15 protein-coding genes and 1 pseudogene are annotated in these 18,984 nt (G+C 62.6%); 7 read left to right on the top strand and 9 right to left on the bottom strand.

Annotated elements, in window-relative coordinates:
* Positions 1–8: 8 nt before the first annotated feature.
* The 3 genes from ACODNH_RS14910 to ACODNH_RS14920 form a co-directional block, all read right to left on the bottom strand.
* On the bottom strand, positions 9–1,274 hold the full coding sequence (locus ACODNH_RS14910; RefSeq protein ID WP_306705477.1) for a DUF7405 family protein: 1,266 nt from the start codon (positions 1,272–1,274) through the stop codon (positions 9–11).
* A gap of 76 nt (positions 1,275–1,350) precedes the next feature.
* Positions 1,351–1,854 carry a winged helix-turn-helix transcriptional regulator gene (locus tag ACODNH_RS14915; protein WP_306705479.1) on the bottom strand — a complete coding sequence of 168 codons (504 nt, stop codon included), beginning with the start codon at positions 1,852–1,854 and terminating at the stop codon, positions 1,351–1,353.
* On the bottom strand, positions 1,851–2,186 hold the full coding sequence (locus ACODNH_RS14920) for a DUF7471 family protein (protein ID WP_306705481.1): 336 nt from the start codon (positions 2,184–2,186) through the stop codon (positions 1,851–1,853). The genes ACODNH_RS14915 and ACODNH_RS14920 overlap by 4 nt, the downstream gene beginning before the upstream one ends.
* Before the next feature lie 81 nt (positions 2,187–2,267).
* On the opposite strand from ACODNH_RS14920, the gene ACODNH_RS14925 reads away from it, so the two are divergent.
* Positions 2,268–2,990: a hypothetical protein gene (locus ACODNH_RS14925; protein ID WP_306705483.1), complete on the top strand. Its 723-nt coding sequence runs from the start codon at positions 2,268–2,270 to the stop codon at positions 2,988–2,990.
* Between the two features lie 150 nt (positions 2,991–3,140).
* Here the strand turns inward: ACODNH_RS14925 and ACODNH_RS14930 are convergent, their stop codons facing one another.
* Complete coding sequence (locus ACODNH_RS14930; RefSeq protein WP_434530506.1) at positions 3,141–3,530, bottom strand: hypothetical protein; 390 nt, start codon at positions 3,528–3,530, stop codon at positions 3,141–3,143.
* 21 nt (positions 3,531–3,551) lie between these two features.
* Positions 3,552–3,692, bottom strand: a complete 141-nt coding sequence (locus tag ACODNH_RS14935) for a hypothetical protein (RefSeq protein ID WP_434530507.1) — start codon at positions 3,690–3,692, stop codon at positions 3,552–3,554.
* On the opposite strand from ACODNH_RS14935, the pseudogene ACODNH_RS14940 reads away from it, so the two are divergent.
* Together ACODNH_RS14940 and proS are read left to right on the top strand one after the other, a co-directional pair.
* Positions 3,627–3,764 (top strand): annotated as a pseudogene (locus tag ACODNH_RS14940) (hypothetical protein); the annotation flags it as partial. The gene ACODNH_RS14935 and the pseudogene ACODNH_RS14940 overlap by 66 nt on opposite strands.
* A gap of 223 nt (positions 3,765–3,987) precedes the next feature.
* Positions 3,988–5,442: a proline--tRNA ligase gene (gene proS, locus ACODNH_RS14945; protein WP_306705487.1), complete on the top strand. Its 1,455-nt coding sequence runs from the start codon at positions 3,988–3,990 to the stop codon at positions 5,440–5,442.
* Here the strand turns inward: proS and ACODNH_RS14950 are convergent.
* Complete coding sequence (locus tag ACODNH_RS14950) at positions 5,436–6,419, bottom strand: patatin-like phospholipase family protein (protein ID WP_306705489.1); 984 nt, start codon at positions 6,417–6,419, stop codon at positions 5,436–5,438. The two genes, proS and ACODNH_RS14950, sit on opposite strands and share 7 nt — an antisense overlap.
* 472 nt (positions 6,420–6,891) lie before the next feature.
* On the opposite strand from ACODNH_RS14950, the gene ACODNH_RS14955 reads away from it, so the two are divergent.
* The 3 genes from ACODNH_RS14955 to ACODNH_RS14965 all read left to right on the top strand — a co-directional run bounded on the left by ACODNH_RS14955 (position 6,892) and on the right by ACODNH_RS14965 (position 13,162).
* A complete protein-coding gene (locus ACODNH_RS14955; RefSeq protein ID WP_306705491.1) occupies positions 6,892–7,305 on the top strand; it encodes a CBS domain-containing protein in 414 nt (137 codons plus the stop codon).
* Positions 7,306–7,459: 154 nt separating this feature from the next.
* A complete protein-coding gene (gene gltB, locus ACODNH_RS14960; protein ID WP_306705493.1) occupies positions 7,460–12,007 on the top strand; it encodes a glutamate synthase large subunit in 4,548 nt (1,515 codons plus the stop codon).
* A 183-nt stretch (positions 12,008–12,190) separates the two neighbouring features.
* Positions 12,191–13,162, top strand: a complete 972-nt coding sequence (locus ACODNH_RS14965; RefSeq protein WP_306705495.1) for a prohibitin family protein — start codon at positions 12,191–12,193, stop codon at positions 13,160–13,162.
* Between the two features lie 116 nt (positions 13,163–13,278).
* On the opposite strand, the gene ACODNH_RS14970 is transcribed toward ACODNH_RS14965, so the two are convergent.
* Positions 13,279–13,839: a type IV pilin gene (locus ACODNH_RS14970; RefSeq protein ID WP_306705497.1), complete on the bottom strand. Its 561-nt coding sequence runs from the start codon at positions 13,837–13,839 to the stop codon at positions 13,279–13,281.
* Between the two features lie 205 nt (positions 13,840–14,044).
* Between ACODNH_RS14970 and ACODNH_RS14975 the strand changes: the two genes are divergently transcribed.
* A complete protein-coding gene (locus ACODNH_RS14975; RefSeq protein WP_306705499.1) occupies positions 14,045–15,028 on the top strand; it encodes an NAD-dependent epimerase/dehydratase family protein in 984 nt (327 codons plus the stop codon).
* A 3-nt stretch (positions 15,029–15,031) separates the two neighbouring features.
* Here the strand turns inward: ACODNH_RS14975 and ACODNH_RS14980 are convergent, their stop codons facing one another.
* A complete protein-coding gene (locus ACODNH_RS14980; protein WP_306705501.1) occupies positions 15,032–16,102 on the bottom strand; it encodes a TrmB family transcriptional regulator in 1,071 nt (356 codons plus the stop codon).
* 182 nt (positions 16,103–16,284) lie between these two features.
* Positions 16,285–18,879, bottom strand: coding sequence for a glycoside hydrolase family 3 N-terminal domain-containing protein (locus ACODNH_RS14985; RefSeq protein ID WP_306705503.1), 2,595 nt, complete (start codon positions 18,877–18,879; stop codon positions 16,285–16,287).
* Positions 18,880–18,984 lie beyond the last annotated feature (105 nt).

Raw genomic sequence — 18,984 nt, forward strand, 5'->3', positions numbered from 1 at the left:
CAGAACCGTCAGGCTGGATCGGCCGGCGGGAGCGCCCGCAGGTCACGTGGCGGGAGCAGGTAGTTCCCACGTCGCGTAACCGTCATGTACTGGAGGATCCCGTTGTTCACCCGCTGGCCGACGGCGGAGTCGTTAGCGACATCTGTTCCGTTCATCGCCTGTTTCGTCGCGACGAAGTCGGCGATAGAGCGTTGCAGCGCGAGGAAGTGCAGTCCCGCTTCACCGCCGTCGGTCGAATCAAAGTCCCGGCGGAGAATGGTCGGCGTCCCGTCTTCCCTGACGCGGGACATCTTCTGTGCGTGGCCAACGACACCCTCCCGCCGGCCGCTGTCGACCACATCCTCGGGGCATTCGCCGGCACCGTTGTCAGTGCCGAGGTTCTCGCCGACGCCTTCAACCTTGTCCTCGGCGGCGTGGGCCGGACAGAACATCTTCGAGACGCGCTGGTCCCGAGAGTCCTGTTCGTACCACTGCTGGAGTTGCAGCCGGATTTTCGAGAGGTGCTGGGTCGCGCCGCCGGCGAACGGCCCTGAATCGACCGTTACCCGGTCCTCGGAGGCCTGGTTCTCCTTGAATCCTGACTTGAAGCCCATGAACAGCGGGGCCTCTTCCGGGACTGGCTCGGAGTCCGGAACCCCGTCGACGTCCTGATTCTCGGCGGGCAGACCGGCCCCGACGAATCCCGTCCGGCGCTCCGCCTCGCGCAGCACACCCTCGAAGGTAGCGCTCATCTCGTGGTCGTTTACCGTGTCTCGGTTGCCTTTCACCGCTTCCTCGGCTGCAATAACGGCCCGCTCGTCGTCGCTCGCGAGGTGTAGCAGTGCGTCGGGCGTGTCGAGTTCTGGGTCTTCGAAGGGGGCAAGCGCCATTGGCTCGGGCAGGTCGACGCCGGCTACGTCGGCCTCGAAGCGGTCGAAGTAGGTCGGACTGTACCCGAGCGTGAACAGCAGTCCCTCGTTGCTCCACTCGTAGGCCCGTTCGAGGTCTCGAAGCGCAGTCTCGACCTGCTCGCGGTCGGCATCGGCCGGCGTTCCGTCGCCAGTGTAGTCCAGCAACAAGAGGACGTGGTGGCGCGACAGTCGGTGGTTCCCCGCGTCGTCAGTGGCCAGCGACGCGTCCCAGGCGTGCTGGCGCTCCGGGAGGGACGAGGGGTCATCGGTTCCCTTGGGTACCGTTCCCGATCCGCGATCAAGACAGGCGGCCAGTGCCGCGGTGCCGCCGATGGCGACGGCACTCTTGGCGAACTCGCGTCGGGAAATGCCGCGTTCAGTCATCACCCACACTATGGGCTGCCCGTGCAATTGGGTTGTGGTACAAGACTCGAAAGCACCGCTGCCCGCAGAAACTGAGCTACTCGCTCTCGAACAGCCTGTCAAGTAACCGGGTGAAGCGATCCGACAGGCGGTCGGGGCCCGTGGGCTCCACTGCCGCGAGCAGTTCGACCGTCAGGTCCGGCCGACAGAGCGCCAGCGTCACTCGTCCCTCGCTCCGGCGCTTTTCGACGATATCGTGCTCGACCAGCCCGCTGAGGTGGTGTTCGAGCGTGCTCCGTGCGATATCGAGATGGCCGGCCACCTCGCCGGGGCGAGCAGTTTCGCGCTGTATGAGCGTAACAAGAATGTCTCTCGCCGTCTCGCGACGGAGGAAGGCGATAGCATGGCGCTCCCAGGGGTCAAACGACGACGCGTAGTAGTGTGTACGCCCATTGACCGACTCGCTGTGAACGCGGTCAAGTCTGGCCAGGTGGTGCTGGACCTGTCCCGTCGCGAGGTCCAGCGCCCGTGTTAGTTCTCGGAAGTGAACGCCCGGATTCGACTCGATATGCTGGTGGATTCTGGCTCTGGTGTCGCTCATAGTCCCTCCTCATCGAGGCGTTTCTCGACTGTCCGGGCGTAGTACACTGCACCGAGGACGAGGACGACAAAGACGGTATCGAGCGCGTGTTCGAGGAGATGGTGAGTCGGTGCTGAAACCACTGAAAACCCCGACAACAGCGCGATGAGCGGGCGGGCAAACAGCGCGGTGAGTGCGAGCGCAATCAGCAGGTACGCGCGCGTTCCGCGTTGTCGGTACGCGGCCAGGGCGAGCCCACACAGGATTGCTCCGGCTACGGCGGAGAGGACAACGACGGCGACGATATCCCAGCTCTCAGCGCCGGAGTGCCCCCCAATACTGAGCAGCTTCATCAGACCACTACTTCGAAACCACGGTGCCTCAGTCGTTCGGTTTTGCGCGACTTTTTTATCGGACCGCTGAGACGTGGCGGTATGGACTGCATCGGCTTCATCTGCGAGCCTGAACACCCGGTGTTTGGTGCCGTCGCAGAACGGCTCTCCGCTCGGGGGTTCGACGTCCAGTTTCTCCGCCCCGGAAACCCGGTGGCCAAAGCCGATATCGACGACCTGGCCGCACTCGTCAATACGACGCTCGGGCCGGAGTCGTTCAGCGCCCTTCGATACGCTGACAGCGTTGGCGTTGAGACGTGGAACGGGTTCCTGCCGACGACGGCGCTTGCCTGCCGACTTGTCGCCCTGAACGGGTTGGAACAGGTCGGCTGTAAGGTGCCGACCGTCTGGTTCGAAAAGCCAGAGTGCGATTACATCCCTCGCACCCGCTACTCCTGGGACGGTGTGCCGGCAAATAGCGACGAGGGCGATTTCTATCAGGCCTGTGTTCGGGAGGAGCCGGTGGAGTACAAGTACTTCGCCGTCAACGACGGCCGCGAAACCCATCTGCGAGCGATTCAGGTTCGGTCGGAAGTGTCCGGGCTGGACCACGTCATCAGCGAGGAGACTGTTGAGGTGACGCTCGCGGCCCGTGTCCGGGAGTTACTGGACCGCTTCGGCGCGCGGGCGCTCTGTGTCGAGTTTGTCGAAGGCGAATCACAGTTCTACGCACAGGCTGTCGACCCCGTGCCGGGATTCGCTGGGACGGGGATGGAGCGCCGCGTCGCCGACTCTATCGCCTCGCTGACAACAATCGGTGCCTGAGTGCCGGCGTCGTCAGGGACGTTCGATAATCCTATATCTGGTACCAAGGCACAAGATTATACAGGCGTACCGACGTGGTAACGACCGGAGCATCATATGAGCACGTTCGTTCATCTTATCGCGGATTACGGCCCGGCCGACCCGGCCTTCTCAGAGGTCGTCCACCGTCTCACTGCTGCCAACCCGACGATGACCGTCCAGTCGACCGAGGTCAAGCCGTTCTCGACGGTCGCCACGGGGTTCTGGATCGCGCAGCTCGGCATCCACAATCCGTCGTTCGACGACCTGTTGATTTACTCGAACACGGCCCCACGAACAACGGAATCGACACCGGAGCGGCCCGACACCGGCGGGGCGCTCTGTTACCTCGAACTGGACAACGGTGTCCCCGTCGTCGCCGTCGACGCCGGCTACAACCTCTCGTTTATCGCCGACCACGCCACGACCTTCCGTGAGATCGAACTCCCGGCGGACACGGGCCAGTTCCGCTCGCGGGACGTGTTTCCCCGGCGAGTCGTCGAAATCGCAAATGGGAATCACTCGTCCCTCGGCGTGGAGCGGTCACTCGACGACGTGCCGGCCCCGCCCGAGTCCGTGGTCTGTCACGTCGACGGCTACGGGAACGTCAAGACCTCGATCCGCCATTCGGCGTTCGCACCGGGGAGTGACACAGTCACTGTCGAACTCAACGACGAGTCCCATGAAGTCGCCGTCAGAGATGCTGTGTCGAACGTTTCGGAAGGGTCCCTTGCTATCGTCCCGGGGTCGGCAGGTGGGGGCGACCCGTATCAGGAACTGTTCCTTCGCGGCGGGTCCGCGGCGTCAGCCTTCGGCAATCCGGAGCCCGGAGATTCTCTCTATTCGGGCGGAACAAGCCTGAGATCGCCCATACAATGGTCTCGCAGCGCGGAGCAGGGATCGAACTGGTCCGGTCGGCGTGCCAGCGGCTCACCACCCTTCGGGGAGTTTATTAGCGCCGTGGGCCACGACACACCTAATGAGTGGCGAGCAGGAACTCGGCATCACCGAGAGCAAGGAGCATTCACCCGGCGAGTGGTACGCCGAGGTCGTCCAGAAGGCCGGCCTCGCGGACTACGCCCCCATGGGCGGGTTCATCGTCACGCGCCCACGCGGCTACGCTATCTGGGAGCGTATCCAGAACAATCTCGACGGCTGGTTCAAGGACACCGGCGTGCAGAACGCCTACTTCCCCATGTTTATCCCCGAAGAGTATCTGGAGAAGGAGAAAGACGTCGTCGAAGGGTTCGACCCCGAGGTGGCATGGGTAACCCATGGTGGCCACGACGAACTCGAAGAACGCCTCGCCGTCCGGCCCACCAGCGAGTCCATCATCGCGCCGTTCATGGCCCAGTGGACTCGCTCGCACCGGGACCTCCCGATGCGGCTGAACCAGTGGTGTTCGGTCGTCCGATGGGAGGCCACCGAGACGAAGCCGTTCTTCCGCACCAAGGAGTTCCTCTGGCAGGAGGGCCACACCGCCCACGCCGACAAGGACGGCGCGTGGGAGGAGACGATGACCCGTCTGGATCAGTACGCCCGCCTCTACGAGGAGGTCATGGCGATGCCGCCGCTGAAGGGACGCAAGCCGCCCCACGACAAGTTCCCCGGCGCGCACACGACGACGACCATCGAGACGCTGATGCCCGACGGTAAGACCGTGCAGGCTGCCACCTCCCACTACCTCGGGACCTCCTTCGGCGAGGCGTTCGACATCACCTACGCCGACGCCGACGAGGAGGAGAACACGGCCCACACGACCTCGTGGGGACTGTCCTGGCGCGCGATGGGTGCGCTCATCATGACCCACTCGGATGACCAGGGCCTCGTGCTCCCGCCCGCACTCGCGCCTGACCAAGTCGTGGTCGTCCCCATCTGGCAGGAGGACAACAAGGACGAAGTCATTGACTACGCCGCCGACCTCGCTGCCGAACTCGACGAGGCCGGCGTCCGCGTCGAACTCGATGACCGCGAACACCGCAATCCCGGCTTCAAATACAACGAACACGAACTCCACGGCGTTCCCCTCCGGGTCGAAATCGGCCCCCACGAGGTTGAGGACGGGGAAGCCACGCTGGTCCACCGGCCCGACGGCGAAACCGAGACGGTCGACCGCGACGGTATCGCCGACACCGTTACCGACCACCTCGACACCGTCCACGCCAAGCTATATGCCAGCGCTGAGGAGACGCTGGAAGGCGAAATCCGTGAGGCTGAGTCCCGCGAGGAAATCCTCGGCACCATCGGCCAGCACGGCGGCTACGTGAAGTGTGGTTGGTGTGGTGACGAGGACTGCGAGGAGCCGATCAAGGACGCTATCGCGGCCGAAATCGTGATGGTGCCCCTTGACCGCGACGAGGAGCCAATCCACGACGATTGCGCCATCTGTGGCGAGGACGCCGAGGAGACGGCGTACTTCGCGAAGAGCTACTGACCAGACGGTTCGGTTGCTTTCTCCGGCACCCGCTCCAGAAACGCGTCCGCTTCGGCTCGGCCCGTTTCGATGAGATCCTCGATAAACCGAGGGTCGCGGTCGCGTTTCGAGGCTGCTGTCAGCTTTTCATCGAGTTTCAGTCGCCGTATCTCCACGTGTTTGAAATCGTCCGGGAGATACCCTTTGTCCACCCATTCGTTGACCTTCCGGACGAAGAACAGCTCCTGATTCAGCGAAAGATTCCCGGATAGCTCCTGCCGGCGGTCGGTGATCTCTGCCAGCGATGTCGGACGGTCATCGCGGGTCTGTGGCTCGATCTGGATAACCCAGATCTCGTCCGGTTTTGGCCGGTCACTGGTCAGGAACTCCCGGATCGGCGGGTTCTGTGAGAACAGGCCGTCCCAATGCCAGTGGCCGTTCAGTTCGACAGCCTCGTACAGCAGCGGGAACGCAGCCGAGGCCAGCACCGCCTTCGGTGTGATGGCATCGTCGGTGAACGTCTCGAACACGCCGCTGTTGACGTTGACTGTGCCGACGGTCACGTGTGGCGGCGCCCTGTCAGCGAGGCTGTCGAACTCGTCGAACGCGATGTGGCGGTCAAGCAGCGACAGATACCAGTCGTGGCCGACTGCTCCCGGCGTCGCGTAGGGCGAGATATCGGCCGCAGGGAGCATGCGGTTCTGCAGTCGCTTGCGCCACACGAGCGACTCGTTCAGCAGGAACGAGGGCGTCGTCGTGGCGGCGACATCACACCAGACATCCTCCAGTAGTTCCCCGGCGTAGTCGTGGCCGTCACTGAGCAGGCCGTACCAGGCCGTGACTGCACAGAGAGCGCCGCCTGAGGTGCCACTCAACCCTACGAGATTGTACTCGGCGTTGACCGCTGGTAGGAGTTGTTGCAGCGCACCGGCGGTAAACGCGCTGTGGCTGCCGCCGCCCTGACAGGCGATAGCGACGCTGGGGCCATGACCAGACATGGTTTAATTCATATACGAAGAACTTGTATAGATAACTGCCGGCTGATACTGCCGTGAAGCACATTGCTACCCCTGAGGGAGCCTGTGTCTTCACAAAGGTACAGCCAGCAATCTGAAGGAAGGATGGGGTCGGGGAGCGTGTGACATTTTCCTCCGTGCCCCCGATACTCTCTGCTGTCCCTATGTATATAAATCGCCGTCAGACTACAGTCATACAAACGCCAAACGGCGAACAGATACCGTCGTGGGAAATGTAGCCCTTCAGACAGTACATGACAGCAGCGGAGGAGCAACAGCCCTGATGCAACCGATCAGTTGGAGTGGGTTGTCGGAGACAGCGGGCGGTTAGTTGAGTGGGTACATCCGTCGCAGCGAGTGACGAATATTAAGACCTTATATATTTCTCAGCAGGTGAAATGGATAGATATCCGGAACCAACACGGTTATATCTCGGCCTATGTTATCAGCTGTCATGGACGACGTGTTTGTCGGACGAATTATGTCATCGCCTGTCACCACTGTTGCCGCCGATGCGAACGCGAAAGCGGTCGCCAAGCGGATGCTTGACGAGAACATTAGCTCTGTTGTCGTCGTCGACCCCGACGGAGCGTTACTGGGGATCCTCACCTCCACGGACTTCGTCGAAATCGCCGCAGAAGGAGGCGATACGGCGGGGTTAGACGTGTCCGAATTCATGACGACGGACTTGGTTACGGTAACGGCAAACGACCCCATCGAGGCGGCCGCAAGCGTAATGCTGGACCACAGTGTCCACCACCTTCCTGTCGTCGACGAAACGGAAGGGGTGGTCGGAATGTTGACGACAACTGACATGACGGCGTACGTTTCGGGTATCGAGCAGTCATCTGCACCCGTGCTCGGCTGAACACGATGTAAACCGCCAGCCGCGGTACGATGATTTATAAATGGTGATACAGTTCAAACAATCGTGATAAATATATACTCCCTAATGTGGGGTTAAACAACACTAATACCATTAGGATTACCCTCTTATAGTGGCATCCCCAGTCGTGAAACACATGGTTGAGCGACAGACAGGTCTCTCTGCAGGCGACGCCGGGCTTGCAGATCCCACAGACGAACGGTCGAACTGTGGTGTCGGGGTCGTCATGGACCTCGACGGCCAGAGCGACCACTGGGTTGTATCGGACGGACTCGAACTCCTCGACAACCTCGAACATCGAGGAACGACAGGAGCCGAGCAAGATACGGGCGACGGAGCGGGCATCATGCTCCAGATTCCACACGAGTTTTTCGCTGCCGAAGTCGACGCCGACCTGCCACCTGCTGGCGAGTACGCCGTCGGCACGCTCTTTCTCCCGCAGGACGACGAGGTCGCCGAGAGTCTGACAGACCTCGTCGAGACGGAACTCGCCGCTGAGGGCCTCGATGTCCTCGACTGGCGCGACGTTCCAACGGACAACAGCGACCTTGGCGCGACGGCGCTCGAATCCGAACCCGACATCGTCCAGTTTTTCGTTACCTCTGCGACGGGCAAGACCGGTGATGCCTTCGAGAATCAGCTGTACATCGGCCGCCGGGCGCTCGAAAACACTGTTGAGGGGGAAAAGCCGGCAGGCCACGAGCGGTTCTACGTCGTTTCGCTCGCAACCGATGTCGTGGTGTACAAAGGCCTGCTCAAGGCCGAACAGCTCGAAGACTACTATCCTGACCTCGAAGACGAGCGGATGCAGTCGACGTTCGCAATGGTTCACGCCCGGTTCTCGACGAACACGCTGGGTGCGTGGCACCTCGCCCACCCGTATCGTCGCGTCATCCACAACGGCGAGTTCAACACGATTCAGGGGAACATCAACTGGATGCGCGCTCGGGAGACCGACATCCAGAGCGACGAGTTCGAGGGAGATCTGGAGAAGATCAAGCCCATCATCGACGACCCCGAGCAGTCAGACACTGCGAGCGTTGACAATGCGCTCGAACTCCTCCTGCAGGGCGGCCGCGACCTCCCCCACGCCCTCCGGATGCTCATCCCCGAGGCCTGGCGTGGCGAGATGAACGACGTGACCGGTGACCGTCGTGACTTCTACGATTACCACGCCTCGCTTGTCGAACCGTGGGACGGCCCGGCGCTCGTCGCAGCCACCGACGGCGACCGCATCGGAGCCGTGCTGGACCGGAACGGTCTCCGCCCGTGCCGCTATGACGTGTTGGAGGACAATACGCTCGTGATGTCCTCAGAAGCCGGCGCACTGGAACACGACGCCAGCGAAATCACGGAGCGCGGGCGTCTCCAGCCCGGCCAGTGTTTCCTCGCCGACCCTGAAGAGGGACGCGTTATCCCTGACGAGGAAGTGTTCGACGACATCACTGACGACAAGTACGGCGAGTGGGTCGACGAAGAACAGGTCGACCTTGACGAGGTTGCTGACCGCGGAGACAACGCACCTCGGGACCCCGCGGACGCGCTCCGGAGCCAGCAGGCCATGTACGGCTACACGTATGACGAGGTCGACCACCTCATCGAGCCGATGGCCGAGAAGGGGAAAGACCCCGTCGGCTCCATGGGTGACGACACGCCGCTGTCGGTGCTTTCGCAGTTCAACCGCCCGCTGTTCACCTACTTCAAGCAACTGTTCGCCCAGGTGACGAATCCGCCGCTTGACTACATCCGCGAGGAACTCGTCACGTCGCTGGAGTCTCGGCTGGGCCACCAGCGTAACATCCTCAACGAGAGTCAGGGCCACGCTCGCCAGCTCGTTTTGGACTCGCCGGTTCTCACCGACGAGGAGACGCAGTCCATCAAGGATCTGGACGCCAACGGCATGTCCACGACGGTCATCGATATCACCTATGAAGAGGGCGGCGACCTTCGCCAGGCCGTCGAAGACGTGCGGGCCGAGGCTGACGCCGCGGCGCAGGAACACGATATTCTCGTGCTCTCGGACCGTGCGGCCAGCGACGGCCGCGTGCCAATTCCGAGCCTCCTTGCCGTCGGTGGGATCCACCACCATCTCGTCCGCAACGGCCTCCGCAATCACGTCGGACTCATCGTCGAGTCCGGTGACCCGCGTGCAGTCCATCACTTCGCGACGCTCATCGGCTACGGGGCCGGGGCCGTCAACCCCTATCTGGCCTACCAGACCATCGATGATCTGGTAGCCGGACCGGACGGCGCAGACCTGGCCGACGCCATTGATGCCTACATCACTGCCGTCGAGGACGGCCTCCTGAAGACGATGGCCAAGATGGGTATCTCCACGGTCGAATCCTATCAGGGTGCCCAGATCTTCGAGGCCGTCGGCCTCTCCTCGGACTTCATCGCCGAGTACTTCGAGGGGACGACTTGCCGGACCGACGGTATCGGCATCGAGGAAATCGAGGACGACCTCACCCAGCGACATGATGTCGCCTGGAGCGAGGAGGAGCCCGACATGCCCCGCCAGGGCGAGTACGAGTTCCGCTCGAACGGCATCCATCACCAGTGGAACCCCAACACGGTTGGCAAGATCCAGCAAGCCGTCCGGATGGGCGACTACGATACGTACAAGGAGTTTGCCGAACTGGTCAACGACCAGAACGAGGAGCTCCAGACGCTGCGCGGTCTACTCGAATTCGACTCCGACCGTGAGTCTATCCCCATCGAGGATGTCGAGTCGGTTGACGACATTGTCGAGCGTTTCGAGACCGCGGCGATGTCACTCGGGTCGCTGTCGCCCGAGATGCACGAGAACAACGCCATCGCAATGAACCGGCTCGGTGCCAACGCCAACACCGGCGAGGGCGGCGAACCGCCCGAGCGGTTCGACACCGAGAAGGAGTGTACGACCAAGCAGGTCGCCTCCGGCCGCTTCGGCGTCACTTCCGACTACCTCGCGTCAGCCGACGAACTCCAGATCAAGATGGCACAGGGGTCCAAGCCCGGCGAGGGCGGCCACCTGCCCGGCAAGAAGGTGAACGAGATGATCGCCCACGTGCGGTACGCGACGCCGGGCGTCGGCCTCATCTCGCCGCCGCCGTTGCACGACATCTACTCCATCGAGGACCTGAAACAGCTCATCCACGATCTCAAGGCCTCGAACCCAGAGGCCGACATCAACGTCAAACTGGTCTCGGAGGACGGCATCGGGACCATCGCGGCCGGCGTCGCCAAGGCCAACGCTGACGTGGTCCACATCTCGGGCCACGACGGCGGGACCGGCGCGTCGCCGAAGACCTCGATCAAGAACGCCGGCCTCCCGTGGGAGCTCGGTGTTTCGGAGGCCAACCAGATGCTCCGGGCGACTGGCCTGCGCTCACGAATCAAGGTGACCACCGACGGCGGCATGAAGACCGGCCGCGACGTGGCCGTTGCCGCCCTGCTCGGTGCCGAGGGGTACACCTTCGGGACCGCCTCGCTGGTCACCTCCGGCTGCGTGATGGCCCGGCAGTGCCACGAGAACACCTGCCCGGTCGGCATCGCCACGCAGAACGAGAACCTCCGCGAGCGGTTCCCCGGCGAGCCACAGCACGTCATCAACTACATGACCTTCGTGGCCCAGGAACTGCGCGAGATCATGGCTGAACTCGGCTTCGAGACCATCGACGAGATGATCGGCCGACCGAGCGTCCTGAAACAGCGCGACAACGTGAGCCAGCCCAAGGCCCAGAAGCTCGATCTTTCCTCGGTCATCGCCGAGCCGGCCGACAACGACGGCCGCTACAAGCAGCGCGAGCAGACCCACGAGGTCGACGAACAGCTCGACTGGGATCTCATCGACGCCGCCGAGGACGCCATCTACAGCGGCGACCCGGTCGCTATTGACACCGACATCACCAACGTCGACCGTGCGGTCGGGGCGACGCTCTCGAACCGCATCTCCCGCGAGCACGCAAGTGACGGGCTCGCGGACGACACCATCCGGGTCGACTTCGACGGCACGGCGGGCCAGTCCTTCGGCGCGTTCCTCTCACAGGGCGTGACGATGGAACTGACCGGGACGGCCAATGACTACGTCGGCAAGGGCCTCTCCGGCGGGAAGCTCATCGTGAACACGCCGGATCAGGCTCCCTTCGATCCATCGGAGAACATCGTCATCGGCAACGTCGCGCTGTACGGCGCGACGCAGGGCGAGGCCTACGTCAACGGCATGGCCGGCGAACGCTTCGCCGTCCGCAACTCCGGGGTCAAGGGCGTTGTCGAAGGCGTCGGCGACCACGGCTGTGAGTACATGACCGGCGGCGCTATTGTCGTGCTGGGCGAGACGGGCAAGAACTTCGCGGCCGGGATGTCCGGCGGCGTCGCCTACGTCTACGACCCCGATGGCGAGTTCGCAGCGAAGGCAAACACCGGCATGGTGTCGCTGGCCGAGACGCTCGAAGGCAAAGACCGCCAGATGATTACCCGGCTCGTCGAGAACCACGCCGCCTACACCGACTCTGACCGAGCGGCGGAGTTGCTCGACGACTGGGACGCTGAGGTGGAGAACTTCACGAAGGTGATGCCTGACGCCTACGCCGAGGTCATCGCCGACCGCGAGCGCGACGACGTGCGCAACGAGCCGCCGGCCAAGGCTGCGGCGAGCGCCGAAGCCGCTGAGGCCGACTTCGCCGCCTCGACAGACGACTGAAGCGCCGTTTTTCAGCGTTTTTGTCTGTCGTCAGGGGCTCTGTTTTTCTGCCACAATCGAGCCGCGTTCTGGGGGGTCGTAATGCGACATTGTAACAATCAACCGCTGGTCCTATAGCTGTCGGGCCGAAGTGCTGGACATGGTCCCCGTACAACCAACCGTCGTATCGTATCGGAGCACAGCATGAGTGACATCCCCGGTCCTGACCCCGATTCCGGGTCAGACATCGACATTGATGTCGGCCGCGGCCTCCGTATCGGAGTCAGCGTCGTTGTCGCCCTCGCCGTCGCAATAGCCCTGTTTGGTGGCTACCATCAGGTCCCCGAAGGCCACGTCGGCGTCCAGAAATCGTTCGGCGCGGTAACCGGTGACCAACTTCAGCCGGGCGCACACATCATCGTGCCAGTCAAGGATTCGGTTCAGGACGTGGAAATCCGGCCACGGACCTACACCATGGCCAACACAGAGGGCGAAGGCGACAGACCGTCACAAGCCGATGCGGTGACCGTCCAGACCATCAATGGGACGACGGTCGACATCGACATCACCGTCCGGTACAAGATCCAAGAATCAGACGCATCAGGATTCGTCACTGAATGGCGGACCGTCGGCCAGGCGGAGGAGCGACTTATCCGACCGTCCGTCCGGTCGCAGCTCCGTGATGAGGCCGCAGGTATCCAGACGAGCGAGATATACACCAACGACGGCCGCGAGCGACTCGGCGATGCGGCACAGCAGAAACTCGAATCCGCGTTCGAGGGCGAAGCGCTCGTCCTCGAAGAGGTGCAGGTTCGGACCGTTGACCTCCCAGACTCGTACGATCAGGCGCTCAACGACAAGGAAATCGCAAAGCAACGCGTCGAAGAGAAGAAATTCGAGATCCAACAGGCCGAACGCGACAAGGAACGGCAGGAGATTCAGGCCGAAGCCGACGCCCGGGTTATCGAGATCCGCGGTGAGGCGCTTCGGGACAACCCGGTCGTGCTGAAACAGCAGTACGTCCAGAGCATCGACGATTCGGATAAGGTCATTCTGGCGACTGACGATGATGGAACACCCATCATCCTGCAGACTGGCCGGAGCAGGGGCGGAAACACTTCCAGCGCCGATACTGGGTTCTCGACGAACGTAACGAACGCGACGGCCGGCAACTGAACACAGACACGCGGGCACGCCTCGTTCGTTTTTTATTTGGCTGTGCCGTTCATCAGAGATGACGACCGGTTTTGCGCAGTGGCAGATCGATATCGGGACACAGCGTACCTGTCGAGTCACGCAGTTAGTTGCTGCTGGATAATAACCGCGTTTGACGGGGTGTGCACGACTCGGACGGTCACTGTGTCGCCCGGCTGCAAGTCACAGTCCCCGCCCGCTATCCGGAAGACAATCACATCTCCGGGACGGAACTCGTCTGTAACCAGAGCCCCGGTATCATCAGCACCGCGCTCTGTAAGCGAGCCAGTGCTCTCATCAAAGATGTCGTCGCCCTCGATGTTGTCGCTCTGTGGCCGGTCACCGGATTTCACTGGGAGATTGACTAACCGCCCGTGCTTTTCAGTCCCATCGCTGCCGCAGTCAGCACTGACGGCCACCTCAATCTCGGAGACGCGGACGATATCTCCAGCAACGTGCCTGATACGGACGATGCCCCCGTCGAACCCACTCTGCGGGGCGAACTCACCGTCTGATTGGCTGATCACAGGCGCTGTGTCATCCAGTTTCTCCGCGAGGCCGAGCGTCGCCACTGACAGCACTGCTGCGAGAACGACAGTTACCGCCACGAGGAGGATAACCGAAATAACTGAAGAGACAGCACGCAACTTACCTGTCACTGCATCTGTTACTGCCCGACTACGTAAAAATATCCGCCCCCTGAGATGTCGTCTTGCACCGTACATTGCCGACTCTATCGCCCGTTCTGCTGATGGGGTGTCGGTCGTCATGCCACCTCGGTAAACACTCGGTGTCAACTGTCGGACCGCGGCAGACGCTGGCGGTGAGCCACACTGTTTTGCTGGTCCCGTTCGAGCACAGCGTATGGACAGTGTCCTCGTCATCGGCGGCGGTCGGTTCATCGGCCGGCACACAGTCACCGAGTTCCGCGACGCAGGCTACGACGTGACAATGCTCACCCGCGGACAGCGTCAGAATCCGTTCACGAACTCCGATGTCGCTCACATCAAGGGCGACCGACGCGAGCGGGACACACTCGAAACCGCTCGCGAACGGGTCGAGCCGGACGTGGTCGTCGACTGTGTGGCATACTTTCCGGAGGATGTCCGGGTGGCGACCGACGTGTTCGCCGATGTCGATGCGTACGTGTATATCTCAAGCGGCGCGGCCTACGGCGCTGAACGGACGCCCAAGCGGGAGGGGGAGACACCGCTTGCGGGCTGTACTGCCGAGCAGGCCACAACCGACAGCGCGGAGACCTACGGGCCGCGGAAGGCCGAAGGCGATCGTGAAGTGTTCGCTGCCGCGGAGGACGGTGTGCGAGCGATGAGCGTCCGACCGACCGTCGTGTACGGGCCCTACGACTACACTGAGCGGTTCGCCTACTGGGTCGACCGCGTGGCCGAGTACGAGCAGGTCGTTGTTCCCAGTGACGGCCTCAGCCTGTGGCAGATGGCCTACGTCGAGGACGTGGCGAGCGCGCTTCGCCTCGTCGCGGAGCGAGGGACAGCCGGCGAGGCCTACAACGTCGGCGACGAGCACGCGCCGACGCTCCGGGAGTGGGTCGACCTGCTTGCCAGAGTGCACGAGACGGATGTCGAGACAGTCGGTGTCGGTGAGCGCGAACTCGGGGCCGCGGGGCTGGACCCCGACGACTTCCCTATCTACCGCGAGTCACCGCATCTGCTATCGACGGCGAAGCTCCGCGACATAGGCTGGTCATCGACGCCCCACGAGACGGCACTGGCCGTAACCGTCGCCGAGCACCGGGAGAACGAGCGAACCGGCCGTGAGTTCGGGCCTGACCGGGACACGGAATCAGAGCTTATCGACCGCCTAACCGAATGACAACTACGTCCGGCGTAGCGTCGTGTGCTTGACCTCGTAGTCCTCTAAGAACGCACCGTATCCGCCGACGGTGATGCGGCCGTCTCCGATGTCGACGACCAGCGAGTTCTCGAACCCGAAATCGCTATTGTGCGGCTCAACGAGGTTCTGTCGGACGTCGATCACCTCGCCGGATATCACTTCGAAGTCGTCGTCGGAGCCCGTCTGCCGCGCGTACAGGTCGGCGACGACGGACTCACCAGCCCGGAGTGCGAGTGTGGTCGTGAACACGACGGGACGGAACATATCGTACCGAGCCGGGAGTGTCGGAGGTTGCGACACGAGGACCTCTTCGCCTATCGGCCAATAATTGCCCAGGTAGGAACCGACTAACACAGCCGCAACTGCCTCCTGCGTAAACGTGATCGCGTTCGTCTCGTCGTGATCCCAGCTGAGCATTGTCGACGGAGAGACGAACCCGCGCTGCTGGTCCGTCGCAAGCAACGAAGGCGCGCCATCGAGGCCGATTCGGACGGCGTTGGCGATCTCCTCTAGGTCTAACTCCATCGTCGCCCTGTCGTAACTCGACAGCGTTAGGAGCACGAGGATGCCCCGTTCCTGGGCACGACGGAGCGGTTCGCGGATATCGGGGAGCCGCCGGGCCGGGATCTGCAGAATAACCTCGCAGTCGGCGGCTTCGATGTGTTGCTCCAGCCGTTTGACGATAGTCGGTCGGGACTTGACCACCTCGAAAGTGTTATTCTCGGCCGAAGTGTCCTCGTACCGGGTCTGTACCGCTGTCTCCAGCGTGTCGAGTTCGCGTTTCAGCGCGCCAAAAGCCTCTGACGGGGGTGTCGCACGGATGATCGTCGGTGTCCGATGGTCGTCGACGGTGACAAAGCCGTCCGCGGCCAGCGAACCACAGATGTCGTACACGTAGCTCTTGGATATCCCTGCTGTTTCGGCCACTGTTCGGGCTGTTGCTGGCCCCTTTTCGACGACGGCGAGGTACGTTTCCGCCTCTGTCCTGGAGAGGCCATACTGCTGGAGTCGGTCCCGAAGGGTCTCGCTGGGTTGGCGTGTGGAGTCAGGCATCGGAGTGCTGCTCAAACCGTATTGGCTGATTCCGTGTCACTGGGTCACTGCTTTAGTTACTATAATCGAATATACATAATTGTTTGTGGGCGTGCGAGCGGACCAGTGTCTGTCTGTGCATGGTGGGTCTCTGAGGTCTGTGCACCGGCGGGAACACCGCGGATTAGAGTACGTGACCCGCCTCAGGATCCCTTCCGAACCTCATCGAGAAGTTCGACGACGTCTTCCATGGTGGGGTCGCGGCTGGTGCTGTCGCCGTTAGCATTTCTGTTCCCGTTGTTACCGTTGCCGGTTTTATTCCCACTATTGCCCCGACCGGGGTTGCTCTCTGACCCGTTCGGGAGGCCCGGAACGGGGTCCGGATCGGTGATGCTCGCCGTGTTCCGGACGGTGAGCGTGGCCGTTGGGCCGTCTTGGCCGACAGTGAGTTGGTACTCGCCAGCTTCGACGACCTTCGGGCCGAGTCCAAGCACGTCACCGGGAACCACCTCCAGCGCCGTCAGGTCGGCGGTCACGTCCACTGTGGCTGACTCGCCAGCGTCAAGCGAGACACGCTCGTAGCCGAGCAGTCGGCGTCTCGGCTGGAGGACCGAGCCGTACGACTGGGTGTTGAACACCTCGACGATGTGCTCGCCAGCCATCTCGCCGACGTTCGTCACCTCGACGCTGACAGTCACTTCAGACTGGTTAGCCGGGTTACCGACAGTGGGCTGCGTGACCGAGACGCTGCCGTACTCGAAATTGGTGTACGAGAGCCCGTGGCCGTACTCGTACAGCGCGGTGTTGTCCGTCGCGCCCGTCGATGTCGGGTCGTAGCGGCTGTGCTGTACGGGCGCGGTCCCGACGTTCTCGGGCCAACTGAAAGGGAGCTTGCCCGAGGGGTTGTACTCGCCGACCAGTGTTTCGGCGATGGCGACCCCGCCGTCGCTACCGGGCTGGCCGGCAAACAGGAGGGCGTCGAGCTGGCTGAACGTCTCCGGAGACCCTCGCGGCGCACCGGCGAGCATGACGCCGATTATCGGCGTCGAATCGTCTGCGGATTCGACGACGGTGTCGAGGAGGGCTTGCTGGGACTCGTCGAGCACCAGTTCGTCACGGTCGCCGAACCCTTCATTGTGGGTCCCTTCGCCGATAACGACGACGACGGCGTCGGACTCGGGAGCAGCCGATTCGACCTGTGACCGTTGCTCGTCGGTGAAGTCGAAATTTCCGTTCTCGTCGCTCTGCTGGTTCTCGCCGTCGCCCTCGCCGGCCCACCAGGTGGTGTTCTCGTACGAGGTGGGAACGTGCGTGAGACTGCCGACGCGAGCGCGGAGTTCCGCTTCGAGGAGGTTCTGGCGCGGGAACGGGCCGCTGGCGCTGGCCCCCTGCCAGCCAAGCGTCCAGCCGCCGTGTTGCATCAGCGCGCGGGTGTTGTTGCCGTTGGCGTCGACGCCGGGCCCGGTCAGCAGGACGGTCTCGTCGCCGGACAGCGGGAGCGTGTCCTCCGTGTTTTTCAGGAGGACCATCGATTCCTTTGCCATCGTCTCGGCGGTCTCCTGTGCGCCGCCGAGTACGTTCCCGATGCGGGACTCGTCGACCGTCGGCTGCTCGAACAGGCCGAGGTCGGCCTTCAGTTCGAGGATCCGCCGGACCGCTTCGTCGATACGCTCCATCGGAATCGCGCCGTCCTCGACGAGGCCGACCACGGTATCGATGAACTGGACCGGTCCCGGTGCGTCGCCGCCGTTGCCGATCATATACATATCGACGCCAGCGTTGATGGCCATCTCTGTCGCCGTCTCGAAGTCGGGCGCGTAGTCGTGGTTCGTGATCATGCGGTTCAGGTCGTCCCAGTCCGAGACGACCATCCCCTCGTAGCCGTAGGTATCCCGGAGCAGGGTCGTCAACAGCCAGTGAGAGGCGTGGGCCGGCACCCCGTTTATCGACCCGCTGTTGACCATTACCGTCCCGGGTTCGGATTTCAGTGCCTCCCGGTACGGCGGGAGGATGTTCGTCCGGAGGTCACGTAGCGACGTTGAGGCCGGTGCGCGGTCGTTGCCGTTGTTCGGGATGGAGTAGGCCGCGAAGTGTTTGACACACGCTGTCAGCCGGTCGTCGTCCTCAAGTGCCCGTGCTCGTACCCGTGAGACATCCGCTTCGAGTTTTGGGTCCTCGCTGATACCCTCGAAGAAGCGGCCCCAGCGGGGGTCTCGCTGGAGATCCGTCGTCGGTGCGAAGGTCCAGTGTGCGCCCATCGCCGCCGTTGAGTTGCTCGTGTGGCGCTCGGCCTCTGCGATCAGACTCAGGTCTCGCGTCGCACCCATGTTCAACCGCTGGGGGAACACCGTCGCACCCTCCAAGAGGCCGTTGCCGTGTGTTGCATCGACGCCGTAGAGAAACGGGATGTCGTGATCGGCGTTCTCCATGTTGTATTCCTGGAGAGCATTGATTCCTTGAACCACGGTCTCGCCGTCGAAGCTCGGCGGTTCGGCCCCACCTGAGAGGATTGACCCGACGCCGAGTTCACTGAAATACTCGCCGACCGTGTCGACCCCGAAGCTATCAGGGACGTTTGATTCCTCGGGTTCTGCCTCGAAGGAGCTAATTGCGACCTGCGTCATCTGTCCCGCTTTCTCCTCCAGTGTGAGGTCGCCGACGAGCGAATCGACGTCCGGTTGCGCCGCGGCGGTCCCAACACCTGCGCCGGTGGCGGCCGCTGCCGTGGCCACGCCGGTCGCTTTCAGAAACGCCCGCCGAGACGCTCGCATGCCGTCGTCAGTCGTGTCATGTGCCATGACAGGCACACCCAATCGTTAACGTTAATAATTGTTTTTGAAAAACTTGTGTGTAATAGTTGCCAACGGATTTTGGGTACCGCGCAGTCGGAACGCCAGTCGCAC

This window comes from Haloarcula sp. NS06 (assembly GCF_051122755.1).
Classification (GTDB): Archaea; Halobacteriota; Halobacteria; order Halobacteriales; family Haloarculaceae; genus Haloarcula.

What these genes read in the sequence shown, in the direction of transcription:
- ACODNH_RS14910 (WP_306705477.1), bottom strand. Translation starts at nt 1,274, where the DNA reads ATGACTGAACGCGGCATTTCCCGACGCGAGTTCGCCAAGAGTGCCGTC.
- ACODNH_RS14915 (WP_306705479.1), bottom strand. Translation starts at nt 1,854, where the DNA reads ATGAGCGACACCAGAGCCAGAATCCACCAGCATATCGAGTCGAATCCG.
- ACODNH_RS14920 (WP_306705481.1), bottom strand. Translation starts at nt 2,186, where the DNA reads ATGAAGCTGCTCAGTATTGGGGGGCACTCCGGCGCTGAGAGCTGGGAT.
- ACODNH_RS14925 (WP_306705483.1), top strand. Translation starts at nt 2,268, where the DNA reads ATGGACTGCATCGGCTTCATCTGCGAGCCTGAACACCCGGTGTTTGGT.
- ACODNH_RS14935 (WP_434530507.1), bottom strand. Translation starts at nt 3,692, where the DNA reads ATGGGACTCGTCGTTGAGTTCGACAGTGACTGTGTCACTCCCCGGTGC.
- proS (WP_306705487.1), top strand. Translation starts at nt 3,988, where the DNA reads ATGAGTGGCGAGCAGGAACTCGGCATCACCGAGAGCAAGGAGCATTCA.
- ACODNH_RS14950 (WP_306705489.1), bottom strand. Translation starts at nt 6,419, where the DNA reads ATGTCTGGTCATGGCCCCAGCGTCGCTATCGCCTGTCAGGGCGGCGGC.
- ACODNH_RS14955 (WP_306705491.1), top strand. Translation starts at nt 6,892, where the DNA reads ATGGACGACGTGTTTGTCGGACGAATTATGTCATCGCCTGTCACCACT.
- gltB (WP_306705493.1), top strand. Translation starts at nt 7,460, where the DNA reads ATGGTTGAGCGACAGACAGGTCTCTCTGCAGGCGACGCCGGGCTTGCA.
- ACODNH_RS14965 (WP_306705495.1), top strand. Translation starts at nt 12,191, where the DNA reads ATGAGTGACATCCCCGGTCCTGACCCCGATTCCGGGTCAGACATCGAC.
- ACODNH_RS14975 (WP_306705499.1), top strand. Translation starts at nt 14,045, where the DNA reads ATGGACAGTGTCCTCGTCATCGGCGGCGGTCGGTTCATCGGCCGGCAC.
- ACODNH_RS14980 (WP_306705501.1), bottom strand. Translation starts at nt 16,102, where the DNA reads ATGCCTGACTCCACACGCCAACCCAGCGAGACCCTTCGGGACCGACTC.
- ACODNH_RS14985 (WP_306705503.1), bottom strand. Translation starts at nt 18,879, where the DNA reads ATGGCACATGACACGACTGACGACGGCATGCGAGCGTCTCGGCGGGCG.